Annotated in this window: 17 protein-coding genes and 1 pseudogene; 13 read left to right on the top strand and 5 right to left on the bottom strand. The window is 47.4% G+C overall.

Annotated features, from left to right (window positions below; all coding sequences use genetic code 11):
• From PCO85_11120 to PCO85_11140, 5 genes are all read left to right on the top strand, one after another.
• Complete coding sequence (locus PCO85_11120) at nt 1–2145, top strand: hypothetical protein (protein WJV55885.1); 2145 nt, start codon at nt 1–3, stop codon at nt 2143–2145.
• A gap of 77 nt (nt 2146–2222) precedes the next feature.
• Nucleotides 2223–4061, top strand: coding sequence for a hypothetical protein (locus tag PCO85_11125; GenBank protein ID WJV55886.1), 1839 nt, complete (start codon nt 2223–2225; stop codon nt 4059–4061).
• A 9-nt stretch (nt 4062–4070) separates the two neighbouring features.
• Nucleotides 4071–5726 carry a hypothetical protein gene (locus PCO85_11130; protein WJV55887.1) on the top strand — a complete coding sequence of 552 codons (1656 nt, stop codon included), beginning with the start codon at nt 4071–4073 and terminating at the stop codon, nt 5724–5726.
• A 10-nt stretch (nt 5727–5736) separates the two neighbouring features.
• Entirely contained in the window at nt 5737–7647 is a 1911-nt protein-coding gene (locus PCO85_11135; GenBank protein ID WJV55888.1) for a hypothetical protein, read from the top strand.
• Nucleotides 7628–9055, top strand: a complete 1428-nt coding sequence (locus PCO85_11140; GenBank protein WJV55889.1) for a hypothetical protein — start codon at nt 7628–7630, stop codon at nt 9053–9055. The genes PCO85_11135 and PCO85_11140 overlap by 20 nt, the downstream gene beginning before the upstream one ends.
• Nucleotides 9056–9263: 208 nt before the next feature.
• Here PCO85_11140 and PCO85_11145 read toward each other — a convergent pair whose 3' ends face one another.
• Complete coding sequence (locus tag PCO85_11145; protein ID WJV55890.1) at nt 9264–10121, bottom strand: SDR family oxidoreductase; 858 nt, start codon at nt 10119–10121, stop codon at nt 9264–9266.
• A gap of 169 nt (nt 10122–10290) precedes the next feature.
• Here PCO85_11145 and PCO85_11150 point away from each other — a divergent pair, with 169 nt between their 5' ends.
• The 5 genes and pseudogenes from PCO85_11150 to PCO85_11170 all read left to right on the top strand — a co-directional run bounded on the left by PCO85_11150 (nt 10291) and on the right by PCO85_11170 (nt 19467).
• Entirely contained in the window at nt 10291–10653 is a 363-nt protein-coding gene (locus tag PCO85_11150) for a helix-turn-helix domain-containing protein (protein WJV56061.1), read from the top strand.
• A gap of 237 nt (nt 10654–10890) precedes the next feature.
• Nucleotides 10891–12235 (top strand): annotated as a pseudogene (locus PCO85_11155) (SrfA family protein).
• Nucleotides 12236–12237: 2 nt separating this feature from the next.
• The gene (locus tag PCO85_11160; GenBank protein WJV55891.1) at nt 12238–15225 is read left to right on the top strand and encodes a virulence factor SrfB; all 2988 of its coding nucleotides are present in this window, start codon (nt 12238–12240) and stop codon (nt 15223–15225) included.
• Complete coding sequence (locus PCO85_11165; GenBank protein WJV55892.1) at nt 15222–17720, top strand: virulence factor SrfC family protein; 2499 nt, start codon at nt 15222–15224, stop codon at nt 17718–17720. The genes PCO85_11160 and PCO85_11165 overlap by 4 nt, the downstream gene beginning before the upstream one ends.
• Nucleotides 17721–17901: 181 nt before the next feature.
• Complete coding sequence (locus PCO85_11170) at nt 17902–19467, top strand: ferritin-like domain-containing protein (GenBank protein WJV55893.1); 1566 nt, start codon at nt 17902–17904, stop codon at nt 19465–19467.
• 202 nt (nt 19468–19669) lie between these two features.
• Here the strand turns inward: PCO85_11170 and PCO85_11175 are convergent, their stop codons facing one another.
• Both PCO85_11175 and PCO85_11180 read right to left on the bottom strand, forming a co-directional pair.
• Nucleotides 19670–20434 carry an inositol monophosphatase family protein gene (locus PCO85_11175; protein ID WJV55894.1) on the bottom strand — a complete coding sequence of 255 codons (765 nt, stop codon included), beginning with the start codon at nt 20432–20434 and terminating at the stop codon, nt 19670–19672.
• 142 nt (nt 20435–20576) lie between these two features.
• Entirely contained in the window at nt 20577–20975 is a 399-nt protein-coding gene (locus PCO85_11180; GenBank protein ID WJV55895.1) for a hypothetical protein, read from the bottom strand.
• A 184-nt stretch (nt 20976–21159) separates the two neighbouring features.
• On the opposite strand from PCO85_11180, the gene PCO85_11185 reads away from it, so the two are divergent.
• Nucleotides 21160–23868 (top strand): response regulator, encoded by a 2709-nt coding sequence (locus PCO85_11185; protein ID WJV55896.1) that lies wholly within the window; start codon nt 21160–21162, stop codon nt 23866–23868.
• A 54-nt stretch (nt 23869–23922) separates the two neighbouring features.
• Here the strand turns inward: PCO85_11185 and PCO85_11190 are convergent, their stop codons facing one another.
• Complete coding sequence (locus PCO85_11190) at nt 23923–24819, bottom strand: LysR family transcriptional regulator (protein ID WJV55897.1); 897 nt, start codon at nt 24817–24819, stop codon at nt 23923–23925.
• A gap of 99 nt (nt 24820–24918) precedes the next feature.
• Between PCO85_11190 and PCO85_11195 the strand changes: the two genes are divergently transcribed.
• A complete protein-coding gene (locus PCO85_11195) occupies nt 24919–25422 on the top strand; it encodes a phenolic acid decarboxylase (GenBank protein ID WJV55898.1) in 504 nt (167 codons plus the stop codon).
• 123 nt (nt 25423–25545) lie between these two features.
• Here the strand turns inward: PCO85_11195 and PCO85_11200 are convergent, their stop codons facing one another.
• Complete coding sequence (locus tag PCO85_11200; protein ID WJV55899.1) at nt 25546–26136, bottom strand: hypothetical protein; 591 nt, start codon at nt 26134–26136, stop codon at nt 25546–25548.
• Between the two features lie 372 nt (nt 26137–26508).
• Between PCO85_11200 and PCO85_11205 the strand changes: the two genes are divergently transcribed.
• The gene (locus tag PCO85_11205) at nt 26509–26766 is read left to right on the top strand and encodes a YjhX family toxin (GenBank protein WJV55900.1); all 258 of its coding nucleotides are present in this window, start codon (nt 26509–26511) and stop codon (nt 26764–26766) included.
• The last annotated feature ends 6 nt before the right edge of the window (nt 26767–26772 follow it).

Genomic DNA, 26772 nt, shown 5'->3' on the forward strand with positions numbered 1-26772 from the left:
ATGTTAACCACCGCTTTGCAGCAATCAGTCAAAATTCCCGTTAATTATCTCGGCATCAGGGAATATGCCTATACCTGTTACGGTGACAGCATTGACAAAAATATTTATTACGTTGTGCCTGAAATACCGGTATTCGTGTCACTGGATGGCAGGCCGAGCTTTATGTTCTATAAGTATCGCAGCAATGAACAACAAGGTGGATACGCTCAATTCACCGTTATGTTGCCGCAGCCGACAGATGAGATAAAAGACAAGATCTGCGTTCAGTTGTTTGGCGGTATTTCGACCCAACTGGCCGCGAAGTCAAAGCTGATCGTCACGTACGTCAAGGCGGAACAAGCCTATAAAGCAGATCCCGCTGATCAGGCCAAAAAGGATGCAATGACTACTGCACAAAGAAATGCCAGCCTGAATGATGAGCAAGCCAGTACGTATGTCGCTTTGTATGATAGCAGCAAAGGCGATGACCAGTTCCTGGGGCAGTTGATGCCGGAAGATGCAAAGAAAATCAAACTCCTGCAACCCAGATATACCGCCAGTCAGGCGTCACTGATTTTGGATGACAACAAAGCGTTCTATCGCCAAATCCCAACCTCGTTGTCACCTTCAGGTCTGGGGGATAACAATACCGTATTCAGTCTGTCATTGACCGGTGAAGGTGCAACCCTGTTTGAAAAAGTGCTGAAAGGCACTGACCAGAATGCCAGTGTCGGCATTCGCTTTAATTTCAACCTGGATGCTTCCCTACCAGCGGCAAAAGTCACCGTAAGCTACGATAGCGAAAAAACCAAAGCAGTGACGCAGACCATTGACCGGCATACCTGGTCGGCTGATGAGAAAAAGATTGAGCGCGAATATATCGAAAAAGGGGCTATCACCATTGATGTATTTACCGGATTGACCGCTGCTGAAATGGGGATGAGTCAGGACCAATACCTTAAATGGAAAGAGGGTCTAAGCGCCTGGGGACAAAAACAGATTGAGCAGATTTTAAGTAGCCAGACGGGGCTCGACATGAGCCTTGATTTGCTGAATGACACCGGCGGTTTCGATAAATTCAAAGAAAGCCTGAAAGACACTCAAAGTTTTACCCGTATCTATGAAGAAAACTCAGTCGTTTCCTTTGCTATTGCGCCTCAAACCCAACTGCCATCGATTAAATCTATTGTGGGTGAAGCCCAGTTGAGTGAGTATTTCAAAGAGTACGATCTTAATGATCCTTTCTATCAATACCTGCAACCTGAATTCTATGTTACCCACGATCTGGCAAAATATAACGTCGCAACAATTGTCGTCACCGCCAAATATGACAAAGATAATGTCAACACACTGGTGTTTGATCCAACGAATAGCCAACCGAAAAAAACAGATAAATGGTTTATAAAACCAGAGTTAGGCCGCAGCTACAGTTATTCTTATATAGTCAACTTTTCCGGTATGCATGCCAAACCTTATCGTTCGGGAGAGATTCTGGTCACCGACAATCTGGTTGAAACTATTAACGTTGCCCAATGCGGTATCGTTTATGCCGACATCTCTACACTGATCGACCCGATAGGATGGAAAACCTTCAAGCAGGTGGTAGTGAAAACGCAATATTCTGATTCGAGCCACGGAATTGAGCCCAAAATCGACAGCCAGATCGTTACCGCTGCATCAAACGATAAAATCCCCTCTTTTATTTACCCCATCGGCATCAAGGTGGATAACCCGGTTTTTTATACCGCCACATACTATACCGAGGACGGCAACAATCTGACCTATATCCCGGCTGGAGCAAACACTGACCCACAAATGCCAGGATATGGCTTAACAAGGGCCAACCAGATTCAAATAGCGAATGCCTTGCCACGTTCGCAGGATTACACCATTATTTTCCAACAGAAAAGAAAGGATATTCAGCTGATCACCTTTGAAATGGTGGTGAACTATCCAAACCACAATTTTAAGCAAACGCAAAATATCGTACTGACCGAATTTACCACTCCGACAATTATAAAGATCCTAAACTTTAATCTGATGCCACAAGAAGCTGACAACGCTCCGCAAAGTGACTACACCGCCATGGTGTATTTATCCGATGGAAGCGATCCGAAGGTAATCACTGGCAAGGTGGCTGGAAACATCATTGTGGTTCCGTGTTAATAGACTGAAATAACGCAGGGCAACAAGGTTTAGTTAGTATTGCCCTGCTTCCTTTTTCATTCACATGGATTGCAGCTATGTACAGCCAAATTGTTGCGCAAAACATCTGTTTTATCCGTGCTGATCCGGATAGACCCATTTTCTATTACTGTGCCGCAGCGCCAAGTATTGTGGTTACTGCCAGCAATCAACCCGCCGTACAGTTACAGATCTTCAGAAATAGTAGCCAGCCGAACGATGTTTACTATGCGACGCTGTCATTACGAACTCAACTGGCCAGTAGCCCTGAAGCCGCACAGGCAGCGGCCAATGCCAGCCCGGATATCCCACGTGAAGCGATATTATTGCCACTGCAGGCTATTGCCTGTAGCGCGACATTGGATGTTCCCGCGATGATTCCCGGCCAGACCAGTAAAACAGCGTTAAATAGCCAGCAAGACTGCTACCTATTGGGAAAATTAACCTCAGTCAATGATATCGCCCTGTTGGCGAAGCTGATGAGCACGCCCGCGTCCACGCCGATCGCCATCAGCTACAAGATTGACTATCTGTTGCAACTTCCCCCCTCCACGTTTGAACTGGAGGCGAGTTGGGATCAGGTGTACCACTATCTAAAAGAATCGTTTGGGTTCAACTTTCTGGTTTTTTCTCTTGATATTGAGAAGATTTCTTCGAAGTTAATCAGTAAAAAGATAGTGACGATCAAGGTCAAAGAAACTGATCCCGACAGCCATATCAAACAGGCTGGTGATGAGTTGACCCAGATCCTCACCAGCGAATTTTTTACGCCAGTTTTTGCCACCGCTCCACAGCAACCTCAACCTAAGTTCGGTTTCTATTTACAACGAATTTCTATTGAGGATATTGATCAGCGCCGCTTAAGCGCTAAATTGACAGAAACTACCGCGGTAAAACGTTCACTTTACCCTCAGGCGCTATTTGCCGAACTGGTAGAAGGCAGCGACTACCAGGTCGATCGCGTGGTGACGAAATGTGATCTGCAGGATGACTTTTTCGCCGACCGTATAATCACAGCCCATCTACTTTCTTCAACTCTGGATAGCAATGTTCAATTGGTAGTGGTTTCATTTCGCTACGGCGGTGAAAAGCGCCAACAAATAGTCTTCGATCATGATGACACACAGCCCAAAATCTTCAAAGTACCAAGCATAACGGACAGCCAAACCGGAAAAATGCTGTGGCCTGTGGAGTACGACTTCACCGTCTATTTCAATCAGGCTATTGGCAGCGTGACCTCGGTTCAGTCCGACCGTATGAACACCACATTAACCGAGGTTTATTTAGATGTTGAGTCAGTATATGCCCGCTATGATTTTGTCATAGAAGCGGCAAGCCACTTTAACTGGCAGTGGTACCAGTCTGTTCTGGTGACCATTTACTGCCGCCACATCCAACTACCAGACAGCAGCATCTCACGAATATTCCAAGTCACTAAGGCATCGCCAAAGAACAACTACCCGGTCATGCTGCCGAATCCTGACTTGTATCAGTTCGAAGTAATCAAAAATTACAGCAAAGCCGACAACTCACCACATATCTCTGCCCAACTGAGCGAAGTGACCAGCCAGGATGTTTTTCTCTTTTCATCGTTATATCACCAACGCGTGTTGACGCTTTCCGCCAGCATGGATTGGCAAGAGATAGATAAAGCAGTGGTATTTGCCAGCTACCCCTACCTGCCCACGGATGGGAATGCCTCTCTTCAGCAAACGTTCCTGTTTACCGAATCTGGTGTAAACCCTCAGATCTTTAGCGCCGACCAAATAGATTCCGCGCTGCGTACCATTAACCTTGACATCTGGTTTACCTACCGCATCGGGAAAGGAGAGGGAAAACCTCTAAATATACAAACGTCTACCGTTCAAGACAGCATCGATATCGCCAACCTCGATTAAGGAAGCATTATGTTATTACTTAGAGAAAGAACCGCGACCGTCAAAAACATCACTTTTTTCGCTGATGATTCAGATGACAATCAGTTCTGGTATTTGCCCGGCGACATCCATATCGCACTGAAAGAGGGAGAGCCAGATTTTTCACTGATTAAGTACACCGGTGACGGAAGTGATCAGCAAGGGGGATACATCAATTTTGCAGTTAATACCGCCATTGAAGAAGAGAAACTCAATAGCGCCTTCAATGAATACCTACGGCAACTGAAAGTTGAGCCGAAAAATGCACGCAAAGCACAAGTGCAATATGACAAAGGTACAGTGAACTTTTTTGTTATGGATGTTCACAATGCCAACGGCCAGTTGATCAGCGCACAATGTCCCAGCCTCTTTGCCAGCAACAACGCTATCTTCAGCGCCAAGTTGACACAAGAACAAGCAGTAATACTGGAGGCGGCTTTTAATCAGGCAAAAGCACCAGCCGCAGTGGCCTATAACCTCAGTTTTACCGGGATCACACCCGCATTGAAGGTTGATGTCACCGCCAAGTTTGAAAGTATCTACAAAGAATTCGATCTCAAATTTGGTGCCAACATCCCAATTCCGGTGGAAACACCGGCCAGCTTCTGGCTTGGTTTTGACAGTGTGATTAAAAAGCTGGAACAGAATCAGGATCTGGTGATTAAAGTCACCGAAAGCATGCCAAGTGAAGAAGCTGCAAAGGAAAAAGAGTGGGCGCTACAATTTGTTAAGGAAGAGATTCTGAAGAGCTTTTTTAATGCGACACTCAAGCCTAACGATGACAGTAATACCCAAGCAAAATCGGCCAGCGACTCCATTCTGGAATCTCTGCTTTCCACGGTTAAAGAAGGAGAGGAAGGCGGCAAAGGTGGTCTCTTTCCCTGCGCTTCACTGGAGATAAAACTGGTGAGAATTGAAGAAACCAAAGCGTTGAACTTCAATTACACTTCATCAAAAGCCATTAGCCAAATGGCGGTTCCGCAGAACTTTATCGGCAGCGATATTTTGCATGCCAAAAAAGCTCCGCCCTACTTTATTGAAGTTAACGTCAATGATCCTTTCTTCCAGAAAATCGACCTTACTGTCCTAGGCCCTGACGGCTTTGAAGAGTACGGCATTAAGGCGGCAAGCTTTAAGATTAGCTACAATAACAACGTCTATACGGCCGAACCGTTTATCGCCGATGACGGCAAATGGAGTAAGACTATTGCCCGAAGCAGTGATGTGGATGCCCTTTTTGATATTCAAAGCGAATTTGCCTTCAAGTCTGCGGCCACTTCCGGCTGGGAAGGCAGCAGCAACTACCAACCGAAATCGAGATCGGCCTCTACCTTGTTGAATCTGGATCCTGGAGCGGAGCTGACCTTTAATGAAATCGAGATGATGCTCGATCGGGGATTCCCTTGGGATAAATATAACCAAGTGCTCATTGAGCTGAGCTATATCGATGACAATCAACGAAAAAAATCCAAGAAATACACCTTTAACGAAGATAAACGTGGATCACAAAGCTTTAAATATCGCTGCCTGACGGAAAAACCCTGGACGGTCAGTTATACCATTACCTACTTCCTGATAGGCGGCGATACCCGTACAGTCAAGGGTATTGATAACCCACCAGCGATTGTCATCTCGACATTGGCGTAGGAAACAGTCAATGGTTAGCCACCATGCAGTATTACCAGCGGCATGGAACGCCCTGGTCGACACCTTGTGTCAGTCAGCACCGCACCTGCGGACAACGTTACTTCCCGACGTTAACCGTTTCACGCTGGCGCGTATGACATCCGGAGATTTGTCTACAGCCTTTACCACCAGCCTCTTAGCCTATAATGGCAGCCCGATCGAGTTCACTACCTCGTCGGCAAAACCACTGTCACTCTCCTGTACCTTGGATCCATTTTTATCACGCTACGAAGAAGACAGAACGATAGATGCTTTTTCTACACACTATCTACAGATTGCTGCCGTCACATCCAGCGAGTCTATTGAAGCGGCATTCGGGCCAGTGCGTCACCTGCAGTCCCGTAATGCACATCAACTGCGATTTGGTTCTTGGCTGGGGAGAAAATACACGTCAGACGGCGTCAAAACTAAAGTGTATTCCGAGATACCCACTATAGCGGACTGGCCGACAAGGAGTGGTTATCCGGCCGCAATGCTCGAACAGGCTGGATTGTCGTTACTCATGATAGGTTATTACCCGGAACACTTTTCCGCATCGTGTGAGTATTACTATCAATGGCACAGTGCCGTGTTAACGCTGTCCGACATTGCGTCAGTCATGCACGTTTTAGGCTGCGAGTCACTCTTCCCTACACTGGTCCCATTGCTAAATAGGGCCTTACAGCAAACCTTGCAACCAAATGAATTTCCTCACACTACTTACGGTTTTAGCCTGGTCTACAGTCAAGACCAGCACTTGGAAAGTTTCACGCTGTTCACTATGGCACCTCGTTTTTTTGGCAATAATTCACGAGTGTTTCCCGGAGTCAACGCCCTATTGATGCAGGACAAGCAGGCTATGCCATTACTCCAGTGCGTAGTGGATGCGAAAATTCCTTTGCAGTTCAATGTGATGGGTTTTTCTATTGACCGGCAGGGAAATCACGGCATCAGTTGTACTTTCAGTCCGCAAAATGATCGGTTTGTCGATATGCCAGTCCAGAAGATCACGTCATCACGGTGCGCTTCAATACCTTGCCTAGCGGAGTTACTTGAACAACAGCGCCCCAGCGGGGCTTTTCTGGCTCACGTCAGGACACCAGACGGGCGCTGGCACCAAGATGAAAACGCATTTGTCACGGCGCAAGTATTACGAACACTGGAATACACTCGGCAAACCGCCCCATATATTGAGAAAGCCCTCGACTTTCTAATGGCATGTGAAATCCGCCCTTTCCATTTCACTTTTTGGCCTGTCGACGCCCATCCCAAATGGATGGCGAATGAACGTATCGACGCAGATATTGATGATACGGCGATCATTACCGAGCTGTTATACACGTTTGGGCGCATCGCTCTGTCCACTGTTGAGCAAACGTTAGCCCAGATGAATAGCTATCAGGTGAAAAAAGTCGATCCCCGACTGGCAGCGGTACAGCATCAATGGGCAGAGTGCCAAACATTTCATACCTGGATGAAAGATGACAATGACATCAACCAATTGGATTGCTGTGTAAATACCAACGTACTGATTTTACTACATGTACTAGTCACTGAACGCGGTGCGGTAATACCTGCTTATACACGGATCAAGCAAATGCTGAGTAAGGCACTGTACTGGAGTAGTAATCAGTACGACAGAATAAACGTGTTGACGCCTTACTACGCACACCCACATGAATGGCTGACAACCTTGCACTACGCCCAGTCGCGTGGCATATCGCAACTAACTCCGATGATTGAGGTGTTGAGTCGTTGGCAGTCACCCTCGGAATGGATGGAAAGCCCTCTCTACCGCCGACATGACGGACAGTTCCTCTGGACTTCATCCTGTTTGAATCAATTCCGATATCTGGCCCATACCCATCGCACTGAGGATACTTATGAATACGTTTCTCACTAATCTAGTTACACTGAATAAAGTCATTCTGGCCAATGCCAAACAACAGTTCCCCACCAGTCCAACACCGTTGCGCAGCAAGAAGGCCGCGATGACAGCCCGATCAAACGATCTCGTCGCGGAGGTATGTACTGAGGTCGTTTCGGGGGAAACTCGCTACCAGATAGCAACCAGTACCACAGGCACCAGTTGGACGATGACATTGAACTTTATGTTGGACCAACATGTGGCACAGATTCCCTATGTCGTTCTGAGCTTCACGACGCTTGGCTCTGTTGATGAAATGATTTTCGACAAGGTGCAACTGACTACAGTAGATAACCATTACCTGGCGCAATTAAATCTCACCCAACTGGATCAACGTGATGCGCTATTGCGAGCCTTATCCGATTACGATGCGCAAACCACATTAGTGGTTGCGATCGTCACCGATCATGGCATATCCAATACGATTACCATACCCAAAATCTTCTATTTTGCAGAAAACTATTATCCCTATATTTACCAGGGTATTGAGCCACCGCAGCCGCGCTTGCAGCTAATTCTTACACCAATGGAATTTAACGAGGTGTGGTACAACTATTATCAAGACTACGTACGTAAAAATTATCTCTACTATCTGCCGGACACGTTTTTGTTGGCAACCGACATCGACGATGCCGATAAGCCGATGATATCTATTTCTTTTTATGCTCCAGAACACGCAACCTCTCTGAGTGATGTTCAAGTAACATTTGACTACTTTTTGTCGCCCAAGGTAAATCAGGCAAGGATTACTTCTGCCACGCAACAGTTCACGCAAATGGAAAAGGACGGCAAACTGGTTCCTTTCGCCAATGCTGAAACATTAACCCTGCAGTTATCATTACCGGCAGGTAAAACAGAGGAGAAAAATGCACTGATCAATTTGCAAAGCGGCATTGTGGACTCATTCGCGTTACCTTCCCAGCAGTTCGCTCTCATCTGGGATGCACTATTTGATCACTCAGCACAGAATCTGTTACTTAAAGGTTACCTCGAGGTTCAACTTCTCGGCTTTAACCCGGAAAATATCCCAGTCATGCTTTCCCTGAATGAAAAATACCGGGACAAGGTACGCGATTTTATCAAGCAATCCGCGCCGGTGGAGATTAACAAAACCCTTGAGTTCAGAAGCGACAGTGGTGCTTATGATCCAGCAGGACCACGCCCTATCAAGCGGATACTGGTCAACATTGACAACCAAACCATTGAATTGAACAAAGATCACCCCAGTCACACTGTAGAGGTCAAGATTTCGGCGCTGGAGCTGATCCTCAACCCCAGTGAGAAGATCGTTTATCGCTATGATCTACAAATTTATTACGTCGATGGGGGCATGATTCCCATCAACAATAAAGAATCATACTTTGAAATCATCTATGTGCCCTAAACCATGATACCGGATTCGCTTTTAAACCCATGAGTACCACAATGGACACCTTCGATATTCAAGAAAAGCGCATTATCTAAAGGTTACTTTAATGAATCGTAGAATTATGTCAGTGAACAGAAAAATCCCTGCGAACGCAGGGATAAGGAAATAAAGAATAGCAAACTAACTGCAGTCAGGTTTGTCCAGCACGGTATTGTGCCGCCGTTTAAAGCGTTGCCAGTGTTGCTTTAATAACATCGGCGTAGGGGGTTGTTGTGCGACCAATCAAATGTCTCAACGTATGACTGTCATCAAAAAGAGCGCCTTTCTCTGCACCGGCATCGGAATCAGCGAGCATCTCAGCCAATCCTGCCGGAAGCCCTGCATCTTTCAACGCTTTGGCAAAGTCGGATTCGGAAAGATTCACATAGCTGACGTTTTTTCCGCTCTGCTTGCTGATTTCAGCAGCAAACTCAGCCAAAGAATAGCTACCATCCCCTGCCAGTTCGTAGACTTTCCCCGCCTGATCATCAAGCTGTAAAACAACGGTAGCCGCTTCGGCGTAATCTTTCCGCGGAGCAGAAGCAATACGTCCTTCTCCTGCCGCACCAATAAAAGCACCGTGGGCTAATGCCGACGCGGTGCTGGCGGCATAGTTTTCGGTATACCAGCCATTGCGCAACAATACATAAGGAATACCGGAATCCTTCAGAGCCGCTTCAGTGGCACGATGCTCAACACCCAGTCCCAACGGGGACGTATCAGCATGCAGTAGGCTTGTATAGGCAATCAAGCCAACCCCCGCTTTTTTCGCCGCCTGAATAACCGCTTTGTGTTGTTTTTCCCGCTGTCCAACTTCGCTGGATGAGATCAATAATAATTTATCCGCACCGACAAATGCTGCTTCCAGCGTTTCAGGCCGGTTATAGTCCGCCAGACGAACAATAACACCTTGTGCAGCCAACTCACTGGCTTTATCAGGATTACGCACCGCAGCAATAATTTGATCTGGTGGAATAGTTTTCAGCAGTATATTGATAACCAAATGGCCAAGCTGCCCTGTCGCACCTGTGATCGTTATCATAACGAACTCCTTTTTAAAAAGTTTCAACATCAAGCGTAGATCATGATGAGGGGATGACAAAAAAGTTGTCTGAAATAAAGCATATAGCTTAAACTAACTTTAAGTAAGTACTTACAGGAATGTTAGTTTGAAGAAAAATCAACCTGTTTTCGATTCACTCTCAGAAAAGATGCAGCGTGGAGAGTTACTGAATGTCAATTGCCCTTCCAGAGACATTCTTAAACGCATCACCAGCCGCTGGGGCGTATTGATCTTCATTGCGCTAAAAGATGAAACACTGAGATTCAGCGAACTACGCCGGAAAATTGGCGGTGTCAGCGAAAGGATGCTGTCACAGACGCTGCGCTATATGGAGGAGGATGGCTTCATCAAACGTATCGCCTACCCCGTTGTGCCACCGCATGTTGAATATTCGCTGACGCCGTTAGGAGAAGAAATACAGGAACGAATTGCCGGATTGGCCGACTGGCTGGAAACCAACATCCACCACATTATGGCACAGCGCCATCTGTATGATGAAAACCATAAATGAAGTCGATGTTAATCCGACATTCTTTACCTAAACGGGCTCTCATCTATTTTTTTTGGCATTCTATCGCTCACGATTAGCGTAATACTGATGTATTCGTGTGCTAATGACGCGAATATTTGTCAGTTTTGTCACTTCTTCAGCGCATTGATTCTCTATCATCAGAATTAGACTATCTATAATTGCAGATTACACACAACTTCTCTGCCTTGGCTGTTTATAACAAAAGGTCCCTTTGGCGTGACAAAAATATTTTTACGCAGTGGAAATTTAGACGATTTTCTTGCGTTGGGTGAGAACGGTCAGCCGGTTTATACTTCAGCGCTTCAGCTACGGGAAACATTGCGTCTTCGTAAACAACAGCACATTGCCGACTGCCTGGCCATCCCCCAACCCAATGAGAACGGTGAACGCATCAATTGGTATTCGCCTATTAATGGCAATGTCACATCCTGGGTAGCGGCCAGCGACGAACAACGAGATACCGCACTGCAACTGCTTGAGCAATATCAGAAGATTGTTGCTGAGATCAGCCAGAGGGCACAAATTTCAGACAAACCGGCGCAGAAACTGTTTGGTGTCCTGCTGGCCAAGGCCATCCAATTTCCAGGCCCTAATCATGTTTATCTGGTTGATGACAAGCCGGTACTGACATTCTGGGGATTCGTCAATCTTGGTAAAAAGTCACGTTTGGATGCGTTGGCATGTCTCCGTCCGGTTGAACCGCCGGAGATACCAGAAGTAATAATAGAAGAAAAAATTACTCCAGAACCGACGCCCATCTCAGTAGACTCACCGGTTGATAATGAACCCACGTCCACGCCGATAGTAGTGTCACCCCCCCACACCTTCACCTGCCTCGTTACCTGGAGAACCTACTCCGTCGATGGCCACGTTGGCAACCAGCAATCCGTGGCTCAGGTTTTGGTGGCTTGCCCCTGGTGCGGCGTTGCTGGTCACGTTGGTGATGCAGATTCGAGGTTGCGTGTTTGAAACACCAGAGAGTGAGACTTCAGTCGTTGCCACTATCAAACCGGAAAAGCGGGTACTGGGTACATCAGAAATCACAGTAACAAAACCGCAGGAAACCCTTCAGGCGCTACCAGTAATATCCGTGCCTGTTGACCAGGCCATTTTATATGTCCCTCCCACACCGGTTAAGAAAGCACCGGAAACGCCAGCCACGATAGATAAAACCAAAGACCTGCTGATGATGTCGGCAGCCGACGTAAAAATAGGGTCAGTCAGCTTCCTGAGTGGTAAGTGGAGCGCGACCGTTAATGTTAAGAATCCGCTTACCGGCACGCCGCCAGTACTGAAGTACCAGATCAAAAATGGTAAAGGCAAAGTGCGGTTCACTTATAACGAAGGAATTACCTGCCAGGCCGACGTTTCAGCCGGATTACATCGATCCGGTAATCTGGTGATTAACAGTCGGTATAAAGCCCACTGTAGCGATGGTTCCAGATATCGGATACCGGAAATTATTTGTGCCCGGCAAGCATTGACTGATGTCGCCGAATGCAACGCCCATTACGATGCTGATACTATCTTACCGGTAACGATCAAGCGTGAGAGTAAATAATAATGCTGGCAACAATCACCGATTATAAACAGCGCATTACGCTGATTCAAAACAGCGGGATTCAGTTTCTGGACTTTGCATTAAAGTCAGACGGAGACGCGGGTATGGCTAATCGTTTCGTGCGTAAAAGCAGTAACGGGCCATTATTGCGACTGATCTACAATGAGAATAACGGCAAATATATTCTTCCGGGTAACATGGGCATGTTACCTGAAGTGGCAAAACCCGAATCCAGTTTTACGCTGAAACAGTCACTGACTTTGCTAAATAAAGTCTGGTTACCACTGCCTTTTTTTCGTTTCAACCCGCCGCGTACTTTTATGGGCGGGCCGGATAACTGGGCCAGAGTACAGATTTTAGCACTGGATGAACCCGATGATGAAGGTAATGCCTACCGCATCTGTGTAGTTTTTGATACGAAAGTGTATCCGGAAGGCCATGAATATGAATCACTGGCCCCCAATGAAAACGACATCAAGAGCGGGTGCAGCTTTACCCTGGCATACCATAGTGACGAACTGGATGAGTTTCTGGATCTCACCTGGGTGGACGGTTGGCTGCGCGAAGTCTTTACTCAGCAGGCGACGTTGCTGGAAAATCGCAGCGTTCGTGATATCAAGCTTGCTCTGCGGGAGTTTGAATATCAGGCACACTATCTCAATCTACTGGATATTCTGGGTAGTCAGCTCAATATGCCGGAAATCCGAATTAATGCCAGCACATTGCAGGAGCCCGCTGTCAATGTCGACCTGATTCTGGATGTTGGTAACTCTCATACGGCCGGCATTCTGGTGGAAGATCATGCCGATGAAAGCAATGGCCTGAAACAAACTTATGAATTGCAAATACGTGATCTCAGCCAGCCACACTACTTATATAACGAACTGTTTAACAGCCGGGCCGAGTTCTCTCCGGCCAAATTTGGCAAACCGGATTTTTCCTTTGAAAGTGGCCGTGATGATGCTTTTGTCTGGCCCTCCATTATCCGCGTAGGCCGAGAGGCCATTCGTCTGGCGTTGCAACGGCAGGGAACCGAAGGATCAAGCGGCATCTCAAGCCCGCGACGTTATTTGTGGGATGAAGAGCCTTATGTTCCAGGCTGGCGTTTCAGTCAGGTAATGGAAACCAGTATGCAAGAGCCGCTGGCGACCACTATGCCATTGACAATGCTGGTCAATGACGAAGGTCAGCCCTTATTCGATTTACCACTTGATGACCGATTGCCAGTGTTTGCGCCGCACTACAGCCGCAGTTCACTGATGACGTTCATGTTGTCTGAACTGCTGGCGCAAGCGTTGATGCAAATAAATAGCGCAACACAACGCTCAAAAATGATCCACACCACCGCTCCACGCCAATTGCGTAATATCATTCTGACCTTACCCTCCGCCATGCCAAAACCGGAGCGTGAAATTTTTCGCCGCAGAATGAATGAAGCAATTGGTCTGGTATGGAAAGCCATCGGATGGCATCCCGCCGATGATGATTTCAAAACACCGGAAGATAAACGCCGAAGCCAGGTACCAGTCCCTGATGTGCAAATGGAGTGGGATGAAGCCACCTGCGGACAGATGGTGTACCTCTATAATGAGGCGCAAGTCAATTTCGGCGGACGAGCGGAAGCGTTTTTTGCCAGTATGGCTCGCCCGGACAAAGAGCTGACTGAAGATGAGCAGCCGGGGAAAACGTTGCGCATCGCTTCCATTGATATTGGTGGTGGCACGACAGATCTGGCCATAACCCAATATTGGCTGGACGATGGCGTTGGCAGTAACGTCAAGATCATTCCACGCCTGTTGTTTCGTGAAGGTTTCAAAGTCGCTGGCGACGATATTCTGCTGGATGTGATCCAGCTGTACATTCTGCCAGCACTACAGGCCGCACTCAAAAAGGCGGGGATGACCAACACAGACGGGTTGATGACACGTCTATTTGGCAGTGAAGGTCGGATGGATGGGCAACTGACATTGCGCCAGCAGGTGACATTGCAGATTTTCATTCCGATCGGACAGGCCATTCTTGACGCTTATGAACGTTTTGATCCTCTGGATCTCAATGCCGAGATTGATACTCTTTTTGCCGACTGTTTATCTCAGGTTCCGACCAAAAAGGTTCTGGATTACGTTAATAACGAAGTACAGCGCGAACTCCCCGAGGAAGGAGCTGCGTTTGATATCCTGCGGGTACCGCTGATTGTGCGATTAAGCAAGTTGCATGGCGAATTTCTGTCTAATCGGATGAGTATCACTCAGCATTTGCGGTTAATGTCCGAGGTGGTTTCGCTGTATTCCTGTGATGTTTTATTGCTAACGGGTCGACCTTCTCGCTTTCCGGGCATTCAAGCGCTGTTCCGTCATCTACAACCACTACCGATCAATCGTATGCTATCACTGGATGGCTATCACACCAGTGACTGGTATCCATTCAACAAACGCGGACGAATTGAAAACCCGAAATCTACAGCAGCAGTAGGCGCCATGCTATGCCTGTTAGCATTGGATTTACGTTTACCCGGTTTCTATTTCAAAGCCGGCGACTTTCAACCCTATTCCACCATCCGTTACCTCGGAATGTTGGATAGCAACAATGCCCTGACTACAGATAATGTTTACTACAGCGACATTGATCTGGACCAGAGCGACTTTACGCTCGACGCTCAGGGCAGTTTCGAGGTACGAGGTTCACTGTGCCTTGGCTTTCGCCAACTGGACAATGAACGCTGGCCAGCCTCCCCGCTCTATATGCTATATATTGTTGATGCGGAACTGGCGCGTAAAGTCGCTGGCGACAGCGTATTGCGCGTCAGACTGGAGGTCGTAAAAGGTGAAAATCATGATACGCCTGAATATTTTCAAATAGCAGAAGCCATCCTGGGCAATGGACATCCTGTCCCGCTACAACATTTGAGGCTCAGATTGAACACATTATCCAGTACTGGACCCGGCATGACACATTATTGGATCGATAGCGGGAGCGTATTCAGAAAATGAAACCTTTAACACCCAAGCAGCTATCAACTCGCCTCAGCCGCCAGTTACAGGCAGTATTACAAGGTGTCGATCAGGCGATAGATTGGGTGGAGGAAAACCGTCGCCATGTACCGCGACTGGATATGGAAGCGGACCGTCTGATCGTCAAGTTGCGCCGCAGCCGCAACAAAACGCGTGGTCTTGCCGAATCTTCACCAAAAGAAATTGCCATCGGCTTTTTTGGACTCGCGCAAGCCGGAAAATCCTATCTCATGACCTCACTGGCATCCGGTGAAAATAACCAGTTGGAAACCTCGGTGGGAGGATTAACGCTGGACTATCAGAAACACCTTAATCCGGATAATCGCCCTAATGCGTTTGTCACCCGTTTCACCCGACAGGTGGAAGGTAAAAATACCCCCAATCCGGTTCAGTTATTTCTGTTGAATGAGACGGATATCGCCAAAATCATTGCCAATGTCTTTCTGCATGATTTCAATCAGCACACCACGTTTTACGAGCTCGATGAACAGCATATTGATGAACATCTGAAGATGTTCGTCATGCATCGCCAGCCAGAACCCGTTGCAGGTATGAGCGGTGATGACGTGGTCGCGCTATGGGACTATATGGTGCGACACGATGCAAAACGGCAAAAACAACTGGAAAGTAAATTCTGGCCGCTGGCGGTCGATTTAGCACCCTATCTTAGTATTGATGACCGTGCCAGCCTGTTCTCCATTCTATGGGGAGAACTCAGCGATCTTTCCACTATTCATCGCCATTTTGCTTATGCAATTCAGCATCTTTCCGGCTCACATAAAGTGCTGGCGCCGATCAGCATTCTGGTAGATGAAAACCTACAGCCCGACAATGGCATTCTTAACACCGCCATGCTGGATAAGCTTAACAGCCCTTCCGATTTCAGTGTGCAGGTACGCCCGATAGTCAATGGTCGTGCAGCAAAATCCGTCGAGCTGTCATTGGCCGAGTTGGTCATGTTAACCACCGAATTACAGATTCCCTTGCAGTCACCGCCCCGGGAAGCCTTATTTGAACAAGTTGACTTGCTGGATTTTCCGGGATTTAGTCAAGAAGTCATCACCTCGAATGAAGCAAAAAATGAGGACGATGAACCTAACCTATCCGTCCACATCCAACCTCATCCTCTGGCGCACATGCTGTTACGGGCCAAACGCTCCTATCTACTTGAGCGTTATACCGATAATCAAGAGATGAACCTGCTGATGGTATGTACTGCCGCCGGTAATAAATCAGATGTCAAACCCGTGGCAAAAGCACTGGATTATTGGGTGCGGCACACTCAGGGGGAAAATACCCAGACTCGTAGCCGCCGTAAACCCGGCCTGATATGGGCTGTCACCAAATTTGATCGTCGCTTTACACATGGACAAAATAATGATGAAGCAGTGCAGCGCTATGTGGGGAGTCCTGGTGATGCCTGGGGAACGATGCTGGCGATGGACAAACGAGGTGTCAATCGCATGACCACCTGGCTGAATGCAGAGGTACACCGAGAAGTAAAATTAGGTCGTATCGATGAACAACTGAGTGAATTGCAACGTGATCTGGCGGATAACCTGCTGGGCTGCTGGTATCAACCGACAGGCGCTGATGACCCGATAAAAAAACAGCATATCGCCGAAACCATGCTCAAATCGCTGCAAACCCGTACCGGCGTACACGGCGAATTACTGGAGCGGTTGCTTCCGTCTCGTGATGATTTACGTCGGCTGTACTTGCAACAGCAAGTGCAGCAACACAATTATATCCATCATCAAAAAAGTAGTGACATTGTCACACCATTGGCAAGTTTTGAGCCTTTTGGCGTAGGTGTGGATATCGATCTGTTTAGCGAAGAACCGGACGTAGAAAACGATGAAGCACTGATTCCTCTGGAGCCTGAACCACTGGAAAATCATGGCTATGAAGCCGAGTTTGCCCGTAACGTCTACCGTTTCTGGATCAATTATTTGCGTAGCATGCCAGAAAATGCGGCCATGATAGAACTGCTCGGCATCGCCAAACCGACCATAGAGATGCTGGTTGAAGAACTTATTACTGCCAGTATTCGGCTGAATATCGAAGAAAATCTTCGCACCATGCTGATTGATTCCGAACAGTTGGGTATTAATCGTGAGAATAAGGCTGATCGCCAGGTTTCACGGGTGCTGACTGTATTAGGCGATTTTGTGGCCTGGTTGGGTTTCCATCAGATCAAAGAAACCGATCGCCCTGACAGCCGCATTAACCGGGGGCATAAGATTTTCGCCAAACCAGAGCAACCGGCAGTCAATTTCAAAGCCTCACGCCGACTGACAAAACTGTCAGTCACACCGACCAACAATACAGCGTCCTATATTTATGATTGGCTGATAGGCCTCAACGAGATAATTATTCAGAATGCGGGCTATTCCGCCGGAAAAGATGTCAGCCCTGCTCAGCGTGAACGCTTAAGCCAATTACTGACACAGATTAAACCGGAAACCAAATAATGCTGGACCACATAAATAGAGAGTGTGTCATAGCACACGATATCGAACGAAAAACCAGCATGGAACGTGATGCGACTATGATTTCATGATATTTATAGCCGGTACGCTCATCATGACAGCAGACGATTTGTCACGGCCAGAATCGTGACCGCTGAAATCTAACCAGGACGGGATTATCACCATGAATCTACATGAGCAAACCGCACAAAAACAGTCGGAAGTCATGTTCAGAGAGTACGGTTACGTCAAACTGACCAGTCATAAAGATTTGGCTCAGGAACTGGCAGATATCAGAACATTGCTGCAAAAGGCAATGGTCTTGGAACATGCCACCATCCCTCCTTACCTAACCATGCTTTACAGCCTGGATGAACACATAGACAATCGAGTACCGGACGTTATTCGCTCGGTGGTGATTGAAGAGATGCTGCATTTTGTTCTGGTTGCCAATATTCTCAATGCGATCGGTGGTACACCTACAGTAAATAGCCCTGATTTTTTGCCCGACTACCCAGCCCCCTTGCCTTACGGCATAGATGACATTGAAATACAATTACATGCTTTTTCTCAGCATGCCATCGCGCAAGCGATGCAGATTGAGCACCCCAAACATATCCGCCCCGAGGTAATCGCCAGCCATGTCTGTAGTGATATGACCATCGGTGAGTTTTATATCTACATCGAATCACGTCTTAGAGCAGCAGTCGCTACTTTTGGTGAGTCTGCCGTATTTTGCGGCGATCCTCAGCGGCAAATCTGCCCGGAGCAGTTTCAGTATAATCAGGGTAATCGTGTCATTACGGTGTTGAATTTGGAAAATGCAGTTAAGGCGATACGGTTGATTAGCCATCAGGGTGAAGGTACCGCTCATTCTATCTGGCGCAGTGAAGATAACGAACTCGCCCACTATTTCCGTTTTAACGAGATTCACTGTGAACGCCTCTATACCCTTGACGATACCATTGCCAGCGGCCCTACTGGTGAAGCGCTGGAGATCCCATGGCATAGCGCAGTGAAAACCCACAGTGGTGCAAAAGTCAGTGACTATCCGGAAGGTGAAGCTCGTAAGGCTATTATTCGCTTTAACCGCCACTACTGTGAGTTGTTGGAAAACCTGCAAACCGGTCTTACCGGCAAGCCACAAAAATTGATGCCTGCCGTGATCGCCATGTGTTCACTGCGCAACGATTTCCGGGCAATTACCGCCAATCCGTATCCTGGTGATAGCGAGTATCACTGTGCACCTACCTTTGAATATACACCGAATAAAACGTCGAAACCGGTCAAAAGTCAGTCACTGGTTTTCGCCAACAATCAGGTGACACTGGAAAAACTGCAACATGCCTATTCCACGGGGAATCTGCAAATGGCGATGGCCTGTATGGCTGAAAATATCATTTGGGATATTTCCGGCCCATTAGATGTCCCCTACGCCGGGGTGTTCTATGGACATGAAGGGTTCAGTCGGTTTTGGTCACTGATGGAACAAACCGTCGAATTCAGCAGTGTTGGCATCGACAAAATGTTTTTCAGCGATAACCAGGCAATGACCTATGGTGGTGAACAAGGTATTACAAAATCGACGCGGGTACCTTACAGTTATGACTGGGCGATCCGCTATGAATTCAATGATGATCATAAAGTCACCTTGATGCGTCAATATTTTAACCCAATGCGCATTCAGGCTGCGTTGGCTGCGCCTCATGCTTCAACCCTGCCTGCCGATCTACCTCATCCCTCGTCATAACGACGATTACGGCTTTCACCGTAGCCCGTCCGTGCGACGAACAGACAAGCAGAACAGGTGAGACATGCCGAGGGGAAATGCCGGAGTCCCTCTTTTTCCTACCTCATGCACATCGATAACCGTGTGTGGGCAGTTTCCCAAAGATATTATGAATATAGCTAAGCACTTCGATATCATCGGGCTGTCTTATACAGCGCCAGTCTTATGAATAAAAAAATGGTTCCACCACTTTCTGAACCGCCGGTACTGCGGTAGAAATATTCATTTTGCCCGTCATGTATGCACCGTGATACTTCACCACCAGCCCGGCTTCCGCGCAGATAACCGTGCCTGCGGCGACATTCCAGATGCTGGTATTCTTTTCGATATAACCGTCGGTAAACCCCAATGCGGCAAAACTCAGGCCAATGGTTGCACAATGATATCTGGCCACCGACCATCCTTCATCCCGCAGGCAACTATCCATCAGCATGACTTCGGTAATCGGCCAGCCTGCGCTATCCCCCATTCCCACCAGTCGAACCGCTGGGAAATCCACCTGCCGTTTATAAGGCATACCATTGCGCCACACCCCACATCCAACTGCCGCCGAAAGTGCTGTACCTAGCATCGGCAACACGATGGCTCCTACCAGCGCCAGACCATTTTCGACATACCCCAGAGAAATTCCCCACAGTGGCAAACCTCGTAAAAAGTTGCTGGTGCCATCAATCGGATCAATTACCCAGAATGTGTCATTCACGTCATCCCCCATTTCTTCGCCCAACAGGGCATCATTGGGAAACTCATGTCGCAGACGATCCCAGATAAGCTGTCCTATCTGTCGGTCAGCGTCAGAGACAAAATCATGCACTGCCCTTTGTTCCGGCATAAGGGTTTCACGTTTGGCAAATAGTTGGCGGGCCAATTGTGCAGCCTCTTCAACCACCGAGTTCGCAGTCTCAAAACGACGCTGTAATTCAGACATGAAGACCCCCCCTTAATTAACCAAGTAGATTGGGAATATCCGACAAAATAGTCTGCGCCCCTCTGCTAAGAAACTCGCGTGCCTGCTCGGCAGCATTGATGACAGCGACAGCATATTCAATACCGCTGTCAGCCAGCCGTTTCTATGCCTCGATATCCATCAGTTGTGCCTGGCAATGCAAGATCTGGCAGTGTGTTTCCTGCAATAATGCCAGGGGATCTCGTGGCGGCACCGAAACAGCGAATGCGCGGGGAACATCCGGCAACAAACGCGCCGCGGCGTGAATCGCCTGGATCGAGAAGCTGGAAATGAATAACTGTTCACGATTAGCTGGCCACAGGGTTTTTAGTATGTTAAGCGAAATTTCTGCGGTTTCGATATCATCTCCGGCAGTAGGTTTCAGCTCCAGTTGTAATCCAACATCCAGTTCTAATACACATTCAATCAGCTCTTGCAATGACGGTATTCTGATCCCTGCGAATTCACCGCCAAACGTAGCGCGGGCATCGAGTGAACGAATCTGTTCGAACCTGAACCCCATTGGTTACGCAAACCAAATGGGTTTTTTATTCGTCAAACACTTTCAGATCATAATGCGCCATAAGCGTAATGGACGACTACACTCATTAAATTACTTTCACCATTAGCTCATATTTCGGTTAACACTGTGCTACGTAATTACGTCATTAAAGGGATGCTACCAACAATCTGTCTTAGGGAGATTTATGACTGAGCTACTTGCCCCTGCGCTTGATCATCTGAATGCCGCCATACTGGTTTATGATGCAGATGATCGGCTGATAGCGTTTAACCAAAAAGCCATTGAGTTCTATCCGGAAGTCAAGGATGTGCTGAAAGTAGGCATCACCCTTCATGATCTGGTCGCCAGTTTCATTTCTGCCGGATACATTTCAGATGACACAGAAAACAGACAATCATTAATTGATGCCTTGGCCAAACGCAGTCGTCTGGACAGCCACTACGAAGTTCGGCAGTTACCTGACCGCAAGTTGTTTATTCAGATCAGTCATACTCCGGATGGAGGCAGAGTCAGTCTGCATACCGATATTACCCGCTACAGCGAAGTCCTCAATTCTCGCAAACAACTCCATGAGGATTTTTTACTGATAGCGGAATCCACTCATATTGGCATATGGGACTGGAACGCCAGAGAAGATATCTTGCAGGTGAGTGATATTTTTTTGGCACTGTTAGGATATCCACGCATCGCCTGGAATTATTCTTCCAACCTGCTGGCTGCGCTAACCCATCCTGATGACCGGGAAACCGTCACCAATCTGTTACATGCCGCCAGCAACCAACGACTTCCTATTTTTGACTGTGAAATCCGTATTCTGCATTTCGATGGTCACTATCGCTGGATGCTGCTGTCCGGACAGATCAGCAGCTTGACGATAGAAGGAAAAATAGAACGAGTTATCGGTACCATGCAGGACATCACCAATCGTAAAGAAGCTGAAGCGTTCTCACGTCAGTCCGCCGCCGCTGCGCAAGCCGCCAACGAAGCCAAAAGTCTGTTTCTGGCAAACATGAGTCACGAAATTCGCACGCCGATGAATGGTATTTTAGGTATGGCACAACTTTGTCTGGATACGAAACTGACCCATGAGCAGCATGATTACATCAACATGGTGTATAACTCCGCTCGCTCCCTGTTACACATCATTGACGATATTCTCGATTTTTCCAAAGTTGAAGCGGGAAAGATTGTCCTGAATGAAGAGGATTTTGAGCTACGCCCTTTTATTCAGGAAATAATCCGCCCTTTTATGCCGGGCGCGACGGAGAAGAACATCGAATTGCTGGTCGATATCTCGCAAGATGTTCCACAGATGCTACGGGGTGATAACCTCCGTTTACGTCAGGTGCTAAACAATCTAGTCAGTAATGCGCTGAAATTCACTCATCATGGCGAAATTTTACTGAAAATCAGTCTGGTCCCCCACAACGACCGTCTTCTGTTTCTGGTACATGATACCGGTATTGGTATTCCTGACGAAAAACAGAAACTGATTTTTGAATCATTCAGTCAGGTCGATGCATCCACCACTCGCAAATACGGCGGAACCGGTCTGGGGCTGACAATCTCTGCCCGACTGGTGGAAATGATGGAAGGGAAACTGGTAGTCGAAAGCGTGCCAGGGGAAGGCAGTACCTTTAGCTTTACCCTACCTTTTCCCTTTTCCTGCCATACTGATGTCCGATCATTGGTACTTCCCGCCGAACTTCTCGGTACACAGGTACTGGTGGTGGATGACAATGCAACTAACCTGCGTCTGATGAAAGATATGCTGCGCAATATGGGACTCCGCCCCATTACAGTCAGCAGTGGCGCATTAGCGCTATCATTGGTGGAAAGCAACAGTGATTTTCCATTGATTATGCTCGACGTGCAGATGCCTGACATGGATGGTGTATCGCTGGCCACCACTCTTTCCGCCATGCCCGCGTTCCACAATAGTACCTTCATCATGCTGAGTTCAATGGGTCGCGCTATGGATTCGACCGCATTAACAGCGCTTGGTGTGTCCTACGTTCTCAGTAAACCTATCGCGCAGAGCGAACTGTTTAACATTATCGTCAAATCGTTTACCGGAAAGCACTGTCCAGCGTTGCCAGAGGAACTGGCAACGCCCCAACCAGACTCCCTGGATGCTTACCGCATACTGCTGGCGGAAGACAACCTGGTAAATCAGAAACTGGCGGTTAATTTTTTGAATAAGCTGGGCCATCAATGTGATGTTGCCAACAACGGCATGGAAGTGCTGGAAAAACTCGATGAGACTGATTACGACCTGATTTTTATGGACTTGCAAATGCCGGAAATGGATGGCGGAAAAGCCACACAGATTATCCGCGACATGGAATCCCATCAGCCCGCATTACAGCACCATATCATCATCGCGCTAACCGCTCATGCCATGCAGGGAGACCGGGAGTATTGTTTGCAACACGGTTTCGACGGTTACCTTGCCAAACCTATCACCATGAAGGCACTACAGCAGGAAATCCACCGGGTGATGACTCAAGAGCAGAAACTTACGCCATTGCCTGATCCCACACGTGAGACAATGGATGAGCAGACGCTATTACAACGCTTTTATGGCGATACAGCATTAATGAAAGAGTTGTCAGGCATTTTCATCCAAAGGTTCCCGGATTCGATCGCAACGCTTCATACCGCGATTAACGAACGTGAACTACAAACAGTTCAGCAGGAAGCACATAAATTACGAGGTGAAAGCAGCAACTTTGGTTGCGATAAGTTGGTAGCACTATTGCAACGGATAGAGCACGCGGCCAGGCAGCATGATCTAACCCAGCTTGATGAACTGGCAATCGAACTGAAACCATTGAGTTTCCGGCTGCTAAAATCGCTGCAAACCATAGTTGATAACGGCTATACAGGGTGATTTTTCACGAAAGACGCTTTATCCGCAGTGACATTCATGACATTGTCACGAATGTCAACCCACTGCATCTGACACTTCATCCATCAGTAGTTGTACCAAGGTGTTTACTTCCTGATCAAAAAACTGTTTCTCTTCATTTACCACCAAATACAACGACGTAGCACGGTGCGCGCCCTGAATCAACGGCAACGGTTTCAGCTCACCGCAGTCCAACCAGTGGCGGATACGCGATTCAGGTAACCAGCCATAACCAACCCCGTGAGTAATCGCCTCAATTGCTGCTTCAACGGTAGTAAATGTCCAATTTTCTGCCGAGACGGGCATACGACGGCTGTTCTTTTGTTGGCGTCGGTCAACAAATTCAATAAGTGGATAACGGGCCAGATCATTATTGGAAAGCGGTGCCGAAATCTGATGCAGAGGATGATCGCAGTGTGCAATGGCGACAAACATTATTTCCATTAATAGCCGACCACGGGTTATCCCGTCAGCAGGTTGTGTTATCAACCAGATATCCGCATCCTTATCAGTTAATTGTGCCGGACTTTCGCTACGCAACACTTCGGCCAAGTGTATTTGCGTCAACGGATGGCGCTGCTGAAATGCTCGTAATACTGCAAATAGATGATTTTTAGGGAAAATACAGTCCACAACCAAGTCAATCCGGGCACGCACTCCTCGTTTTAATCCCTCCGCACGGGATTCCAAATCTCGAAAAGCCGCTAATAAGGGCAATGCCTGTGACAACAGTAATTGCCCTTGTGCAGTGAGCTCGGCCTTTCTGCCCACTTGTTTTAGCAATGGCACACCAATCCGTTTCTGCAATACGGAAATCTGGTAGCTCACGGATGACTGGCTGCGATTAGATGCTTCGGCTGCCTGAGCAAAACCGCCATATTCAATCACGGCGCGCAATAATTCCCATTGTTCCAGTGTGGTTTTAGTCAACATTGATTCATCGAATTTTTGAATTAAACAATATTAAAAACAGCGTTATTAATCAATTTAATTCATATATATACTTTTTGCATCATAACCGGAGGGCAAACGATGCCAAGTTTTAATCAGCATGATCTGAGTGAGTTTGTAGGTAAGCATCTGATTTATACCTACGATAATGGCTGGAACTATGAGATTTACATTAAAAACGCGAAAACCATAGACTACCGTATTCACAGCGGTATCGTTGGTAACCGTTGGGTCAAAGATCAGTTAGTTTATATCGTGCGTATTGCCAGTGATGTCTATAAGGTTTCCTGGACCGAGCCTACTGGAACGGATGTTAGCCTGTCCATCAATCTGAGTGAGCGGATTTCCCACGGCACTATCTTCTTCCCTCGCTGGGTTATCAATAACCCGGAGAAAACCGTGTGCTTCCAGAATGATCATATCGCCGAAATGGAGGCTTACCGCAAGGCAGGCCCGGCTTATCCAACAGAAGTGATTGATGAATTTTCCACTATCACCTATATACGTGACTGCGGTGAGAACGATGACAGTGTGATCAACTGCCCAGCCAACGAGTTACCCGCTGATTTCCCGAATAATCTATAACACTTCATGCGTCATACCACGTCAGTGAGTCAACGAGAAATCAAATACCCACAGAACGCTTGATGAAATCCATCAAGCGTTCCGGAAGGCATAAAAGTGTCCACTTACGCCAGGATGAATTCCTCACTTTTTGAAATCCACCACACTCTTGGCCAGCGCCGCAAGTAAATCATCACTCTTTTTACTAACTGCATCGAATGTTTGATCATCAACGACGGTCACCGGCTGAACCTCCATCACACGCCCTTTAACGGTGGTCGCGCATAATAAATGCAGCACCTTATTATTAATCATTGTCTCCAGACAATTAAACGTAAGACCGGAATCCGTCACCAATTCCCGTTTTTCCGGTCTGATACGCTGGCGAATCATTTCTTTCTCGGCACTGGCAAGCACAGCTTTCAGATAAGGCTCCCCTTCGCTTTTTGCTTCAGGTATTTTACCGCTGCTGTCCATAGGTAGTGCATAAAGGGTAACCAGCGCTTTACGTTTGGTCGCTGATTCAACATATTCGGCCTCAACCGCATGACTAGCGGGGTCGACGCTAATACTACGCCGTTTTAATCCATCGGCCGAAGTGGGTAATGCAGCAGCCAAATCTTGAGTGGTATAACCGGCAATAACATCGGCATTATTCTGATCCGCATAGCTATACAGTGGTAGTGCCAGCAACATTCCATAGATCACACGCTTGATTCGAAAATTAAATTGCATTAATTCATCCTCTCTCATTCAAATAGTAATATACCTGAGACCAAAGAGCTGTGTGTCTGTGAGATGTGTAATTCGTTGTCGTTGTCACACAACCCCAAGATTTCTCAGCATTTAACCCATTGAAGGGAAGCGTACACCTAGACCATAAAAGAGTCCGTATCTACCTGGAGACATTATGTGGGGCGTGTTATTATTGACAGTGTAAATACCTTTCATCTCATACTGAGGCTTTGATGCTGGAGAATGTAATCATCGGATAATCAGTTTCCCGACCTTCTCAGGCCGGACTGGTTATCGCTGCGCTTAAACCCTACGCAAACACCTGTGGGTGTTAGTTCGTTTTTGCACATGATGATTAGCAGGTTTTTCAGTATGAATTTATCCCGTCAGGAACAACGTACCTTACACGTTCTCGCCAAAGGTGGACGTATCATGCACGTCCGTAATACTTCGGGCCGCGTCACATCCGTTGAATGCTACAGCCGCGAAGGGCTGTTGCTCAGCGACTGCACACTCGCCGTCTTCAAAAAACTCAAAACTAAAAAGCTGATTAAATCTGTCAATGGTCAGCCCTACCGCATCAACACCACCGGGCTAAACAACGTTCGCGCCCAGCCGGACAATCGCTAAGGAGTA

This window comes from Prodigiosinella aquatilis (genome assembly GCA_030388725.1).
Taxonomy (GTDB): Bacteria; Pseudomonadota; Gammaproteobacteria; order Enterobacterales; family Enterobacteriaceae; genus Prodigiosinella; species Prodigiosinella aquatilis.